Annotated in this window: 4 protein-coding genes; 2 read left to right on the top strand and 2 right to left on the bottom strand. The window is 69.1% G+C overall.

Going from position 1 to position 5,961, the window contains the following annotated elements:
* Positions 1-393 precede the first annotated feature (393 nt).
* Entirely contained in the window at positions 394-1,488 is a 1,095-nt protein-coding gene (gene mutY, locus VIB55_RS25195; RefSeq protein WP_331879459.1) for an A/G-specific adenine glycosylase, read from the bottom strand.
* A gap of 679 nt (positions 1,489-2,167) precedes the next feature.
* Positions 2,168-3,499, bottom strand: a complete 1,332-nt coding sequence (locus tag VIB55_RS25190; RefSeq protein WP_331879458.1) for an MFS transporter — start codon at positions 3,497-3,499, stop codon at positions 2,168-2,170.
* 137 nt (positions 3,500-3,636) lie between these two features.
* Here VIB55_RS25190 and VIB55_RS25185 point away from each other — a divergent pair, with 137 nt between their 5' ends.
* Positions 3,637-4,935, top strand: coding sequence for a vWA domain-containing protein (locus VIB55_RS25185; protein WP_331879457.1), 1,299 nt, complete (start codon positions 3,637-3,639; stop codon positions 4,933-4,935).
* A partial coding sequence (locus tag VIB55_RS25180; protein ID WP_331879456.1) for a hypothetical protein occupies positions 4,932-5,961 on the top strand: 1,030 nt, incomplete at its 3' end. The genes VIB55_RS25185 and VIB55_RS25180, both read left to right, overlap by 4 nt.

Below are 5,961 nucleotides of genomic sequence, written 5' to 3'. Positions count from 1 at the left end.
AACTGCGCGGGGGAAGGGAGCCAGCCTAGTGCGCGCCCCAAATTACTTCCACACCATAGCCTGTCATCCTGAGGCCCAGGCGCACCGCACTCGCCGCTACGCCGTCCTTCGCGGGCCGAAGGATCTAGCCGCGGCCACTTTTCAGCCCGGGCGCGGCAGCGGTCACCGGAGCAGTGGCCTCGGCTTGGCTCGGCTCCTTCGGCTCCGTCGCGTTTCGGCGTGCGCCTGCGCATGCCTCGGCCGCCCTCACCCCCGGCCCCTCTCCCGCAAGCGGGAGAGGGGAGAATTCGATCGCGCTTCGACGGGTGCGGGGGGCGTGCAGGTGAAGGCCCGGACGGCACCGCCAGCGGCCCGGGCCGGGGTTTCTCCCTGTGCTGTGGCGGGTTCACCCGCTTATGGTGCAGGCGCGCCGTTGAACAACGTCGATTCGGCCGCGAGCGCCGCTATGCGCCTCTGGGCGACGGGAAGCGCGTAGCCGGGCACGCGCTCCCACCGGACCCAGGCGACCTCGTCATAGAGCAGGGCGCGCGGATCACCTTCGACGAGAGAGCAGCGGACGGCGTGGTAGGTGGCGCGGACATGCGTGAAGGTGTGCTCGACGACGCAGACCGGCGCGCCTGCGCGGATCTCGATCCCCAGCGCCTCGCGGCCGGCGCGCTCCGCCGCGGCCGAGACGGACTCGCCATCGGCGCGGATGACGGCGGGAAAGGCCCACATCCCGCCCAGCCGCGCCGTGACGGGCCGCCGCACCAGCAGCACCCGGCCGTCACGCTCGATGACGGGAACAGCGGTATCCTCATGCGGGAGCGGCTTGGCCTTTTTGCGGGCGGGCCGCTCGTTTTGCGTGCCTGCGGCGAAGGCGCCGCAGAACTCGCGCACCGGGCAGTCGCCGCAGCGCGGGTTCCGCGGCACGCAGACCGTGGCACCCAGCTCCATTACCGACTGGTTGACGTCCCCCGGCCGCGGGCCGCGGACCAGAGCCGAGGCCATCGACCAGAGCAGCTCGTCCGCGGGGTCGGCATCGTCCACCACGCGGGCGAAGACGCGGCGAACGTTGCCATCCACGACGGGCTCCTCGCGCCCGAACGCGATCGACATCACCGCGCCGGCCGTGTACCGCCCCACGCCTGGGAGGGCGCGGAACGCCTCGGGATCACCGGGCACCCGTCCGCCGTGCTGCTGGTGCACCAGGCCGACGGCGCGGTGGAAGTTGCGGGCGCGCGAGTAGTATCCCAGCCCCTCCCACGCCTTGAGCACGTCGTCCAGCGGCGCCGCAGCCAGCGCGTCCACGGTGGGGAACCGCTGCAGCCAGCGTTCGAAGTACGGACGCACCGTCTCCACCCGGGTCTGCTGAAGCATCACCTCCGACAGCCACACGCGGTACGGGTCCGCCGCCTCACCGGGTGCGGATCGCCAAGGCAGGTCGCGCCGGTGCGCGTCGTACCAGGCCAGCAGGCGGGGGCGAATTTCGGGATCCTTCAAGGACATGGGTTTCTCACTGGCGCTCCTCACGATGAAGACCTCACGGCTATAATTCAGAGGAGGAATATGACAATAGCTTTCCTGTAGCAGTCTGAGAAACGTCTGGTTTTCTGCACAGGGCTAAATGCGTGTGGAGAAAGAAAATAGTGGAAATTTCGAGGATTCTTGCATATAGTCTTTGAGACTTTAGGAGCACACTCCTAAAGCCGATCTACCGTCTGCTCCAATTGGGGAAAGGCTGTTATGATTCCGGATGATCTGACCTTTGTTATTCGCGTCTATAACGCGATTCTAAACACGGCTCGTGCGCTACGGTGGGTACATCGCCGATTTCTTCAGCAGGGTCGAAGTAGCAGCCCTCACAGCGGCAAAGCGCAGGCAGGGTTAGACTCACGTCATTCTGATTCCCCCTGCTAGGTGGTGTTCCCTCGGAGTTGCACCGCCGGGAGAACACCAACTAAGACCCTCCGCCGAAGCAGCGCAAAGTGCTGCAATTTCCGCACAGCAGTCGTGCGGGAAAGGGCAGGGGGAGGGGCCCACGCACGCCGCCGCGGCGGAGCACATCGCGGACTGTGTGGCGGATCCCTCAGTCGCTGCTGTCATCAGTGCGGCGGCAGGCTGACCGGGGCCGCTCCATCGGGATGACATCGCGCGTCGCTGCTACTTTTGTGCTTACGCACTCGAACTACTCCGCCTCCATCAACTCCGGCACCTTAGCCGCCACCCACACCAGCACCACCAGCAGCACCCCGCATCCAATCGCCAGCGCGAACGGCGCACCCATCCACCGCGCTACGGCGCCCGCCTGCAGCGATCCCAGCGGCGTCATTCCCACGAACATGAACACGTACACGCTCATCACCCGCCCGCGCAGCCGGTGCGGAACCCGGGACTGCAGCAGGCCGTTCAGCGTGGCGTTGTTCAGGATGATCATGAAGCCGGCGCACGCCAGCAGCACCATCGACAGCCAGAACGACCGCGACAGCGCGAACGCCATCAGCAGCACCGAATACGCCACGCCCGCGCCCATGATCAGCCGCCCGCGCGGGATGCGGGTGCCCCGGGCCGCCAGGAACATCCCCGCCGTCAGCGCCCCCGCGCCCGTGGCGGAAAGCAGCCACCCCAGCCCCCGCGCGCCCACCTCCAGCACGTCGCGCGCGAACACGGGAAGCAGCATGGCGTAGGGGAATACGGTGATCGACATCGCCGCGATCAGCCACACCAGCGTCTTCACCACGCGATCGCCGCGGATGTAGGCGAACCCTTCGCGCAGCCCCTCGACGATGCCTACCGTATGCGCCGGCCGTCGCGCGCGTGGAAGCCGCATCATCATCAGCCCCACGATTACCGCCACGTACGACACCGCGTTGGCGTAGAAGCACGCGGCGATCCCCGCCCCTCCGATCATCAGCCCCGCGATGGCCGGGCCCACGATGCGCGAGGCGTTGAACGCCGACGAGTTGAGCGCGATGGCGTTCTCCAGGTCTGCCCGCCCCACCAGCTCGGCGAAGAACGCCTGCCGCGTGGGCACCTCGAACGCCGACGCCGTTCCCAGCACGAACACCAGGATCAGCAGCGTGGGATACGAGATGCGCCCCGCGCCGGTCAGCATGGCGATGGCCAGCGCCCCCGCCAGCGCCGCGCACTGCGCCGCCACGATGATCCTCCGCTTGTCCCACCGGTCCGCCACCACGCCGGCGTACAGGCCGAACAGCAGCGTGGGGAGCGACGAAACGGCCGTCACCAGCCCCAGCTTCAGCTCCGAATCCGTCAGCTCCAGCACCAGCCAGCCCTGCGCCGTGGACTGCATCCACGTTCCCGTCAGCGACAGCAGGTGGCCCACGTAGAACACGCGGAAGTTGCGGTGCCGCAGTGCCCCGAACGCCCGCGGGCCGGGGGCCGCCGCGCTCGACAGCGGCGACGAGGGGCCCGGGTTTCCGCCGGCGGGCGCGCGAAAGGAGGCGGCGGAACCTGCTTCCGCCGCCTCTCCCGCTTCCCGGTTCTCGTCGTCCAACACGCCCGTGGTTCGTCCCGCTGTTCCCGTCCCGCTTCGGACCCGTAACTTACCCGGTGCGAGCCGCACCCGCCACCACCGGGCGGATGGCCCGCAACGTGCTGCCCCGGCGTCCTTTGCCGTTCCCCCGGAGGCTCCAGATGCGGTTCACCAGCTACTCCCGTTTCACCGGCCACATGGCCGACGCGCTGAACCTGCAGTCGCTGCTCGACCAGCTTTCCGACTTCCTGCTGCAGAGCGGGTTCGCCGGCGGCTACCACGTGAACCCGTGGTGGGGCGAGTTCGGCGGCGACGAGGACGACCGCTCGCTGGACGCGCTCAAGGACGCACTCCTGCGGGCGCTGCTGGAGAGCGGGCAGCTGACGCCGGAGATGATCCAGGAGCTGCGCGGCGACGGCGCGCCCGACGAAGAGGTGCAGCAGAAGATCGCCGAGCTGCTGGACCGGCTGATCCAGCGGATGGTGGAGGAGGGCTACCTGAACGTGGCCGAGCCCCCGCAGGTGCCCGAGGGCTACACCGAGATGCAGGGCGAGGGACGGATCGACGACGCGCGCGAAGCGTCGCGGCAGGTTGAGTTCTCCCTGACCGGCAAGGGGATCGACTTCCTGGGCTACCGCACCCTTCGGCAGCTGCTGGGCGCAATGGGCCGCTCGGCCGCGGGCGCGCACGAGACGCCCCACTACGCCACAGGTGTGGAGGCCGAGGTGGCCAGCCGCCCGTACGAGTTCGGGGATACGCTGAACCTGGACATCCCCGCCACCCTGAAGAGCGCCCTTTCGCGCGAGGGGCTGCGCGACGACGGCACGATCGGGCTGGAGTACGGCGACCTTCACGTGCACCAGTCGGAGTACCGCTCCAGCTGCGCCACCGTGCTGATGCTGGACACCAGCCACTCGATGATCCTGTACGGCGAGGACCGCTTTACCCCCGCCAAGAAGGTGGCGCTGGCCCTCACACACCTGATCCGCACCCAGTTCCCGGGCGACACGCTGAAGGTGGTGACCTTTGGCGACACGGCGGAGGAGATTCCCCTGGGCCGGGTGGCGCAGGCGCAGGTGGGGCCCTTCCACACCAACACGGCGGCGGGATTCCAGCTCGCGCGGCGGCTGCTGATGGCGCAGAACAAGGACATGCGCCAGATCATCATGATCACCGACGGGAAGCCATCCGCCGTCACCCTGCCGGACGGGCGCGTCTACAAGAACTCCATGGGGCTCGACGCGTTCGTCCTGAACGAGACCTTCCAGGAGGTGGGCGCCTGCCGCAAGGCGGGGATTTTGATCAACACCTTCATGCTGGCGCGCGACCCGGCGCTGGTGGCCTTCGTGAACCATGTTTCGCAGATCGCCCGCGGCAAGGCCTACTTCACCAGCACCATGACCCTCGGGCAGTACATCATGCGCGACTTCCTGCGTCGAAAGACCAAGCGCGCCGGATGAGGGGGGCCGACGTGCCCACGCCCACGCTGTCCCCGTTCTCGGCGCGCCGGCGCTGGGCCGCCGCCGTCCTGCTGGGTGTGGCGGGGCTGCTGCTGAACCTGCTGCCTCTCCCGCTTTCGCCCGGGACGGACCTGATCTTCGGCGGGGTGGCGTACCTGCTGGCCGCGGTGGCGCTGGGCCCCTGGCACGGGCTGGTCGCGGCGGGCATCGCGTCCGCGCGCACCCTCTGGCTGTGGAATCACCCCTACGCGCTGCTGATCTTTTGCATGGAGGCGCTGTTCGTCGGGTACCTGGCCCGCCGCGAGCGCCGCCCGCTGGTGGGCGACCTCGTGTACTGGATCGTGGCCGGGGTTCCGCTGCTCTTCCTCACCTACTGGACGATCCTGGGCGTGCGCGGCAGCACGGCCGCGGTGCTCTTTCTCAAGCAGCCCTTCAACGGGCTGATCGATGCACTCGTCGTCGAGGCGCTGCTGCTGGTTCCCGCCGTCCGCGGCGCGCTGGGCATTCGCGGGCGCCCCCCGCTGCGCGCGGCGCTGGCCGTGGTCGTCACCGTCGCGGCCACCTTGCCGGCCTTGGCGTTCGGCACGTGGACGGGGCTGCGCGAGTGGGACCTGAACGTGGCGCGCGCCCGCGAGCGGCTGCGGCTGTCCGCCTCGGGCTATGCGTCGCGCCTGGGCGAGTACGTGCAGCTTCACACGCAGGAGGTGCGCACCCTGGCCGAGACGGCGGAACGGCGCGGCTCGGCCACGCCGGCGGAGATGCAGGCGCTGGTGGAGAGCGGCACCGAGTTCCCCGGGTTCCTCACCATCTACGCGGCCGATTCGCGCGGCCGCTCCATCGCCGCCCATCCTCTTGTCGATGCCACGGGCCGGCAGCGGGTGGGGACGGACTACAGCCACCGCGACTACTACCGGCGGGTCCTGCAGACGCGGCGCACCGTGGTCAGCGAGGTGCTGCACGGCGCCACCTCGCGCGAGCCCGTGATCGTCATCGCCCATCCCGTTGTGCTGGGCGACACGATGGCCG

The organism is Longimicrobium sp., assembly GCF_036554565.1.
In the GTDB taxonomy this organism is placed as follows: domain Bacteria; phylum Gemmatimonadota; class Gemmatimonadetes; order Longimicrobiales; family Longimicrobiaceae; genus Longimicrobium.
The sequence above is the reverse complement of the archived record's forward strand: the minus strand, read 5'-3'. Positions and strand labels throughout refer to the sequence as shown.

Bases quoted from the DNA above. Each gene is read 5' to 3' on its own strand.
- mutY (WP_331879459.1), bottom strand. From the start codon at position 1,488: ATGTCCTTGAAGGATCCCGAAATTCGCCCCCGCCTGCTGGCCTGGTAC.
- VIB55_RS25185 (WP_331879457.1), top strand. From the start codon at position 3,637: ATGCGGTTCACCAGCTACTCCCGTTTCACCGGCCACATGGCCGACGCG.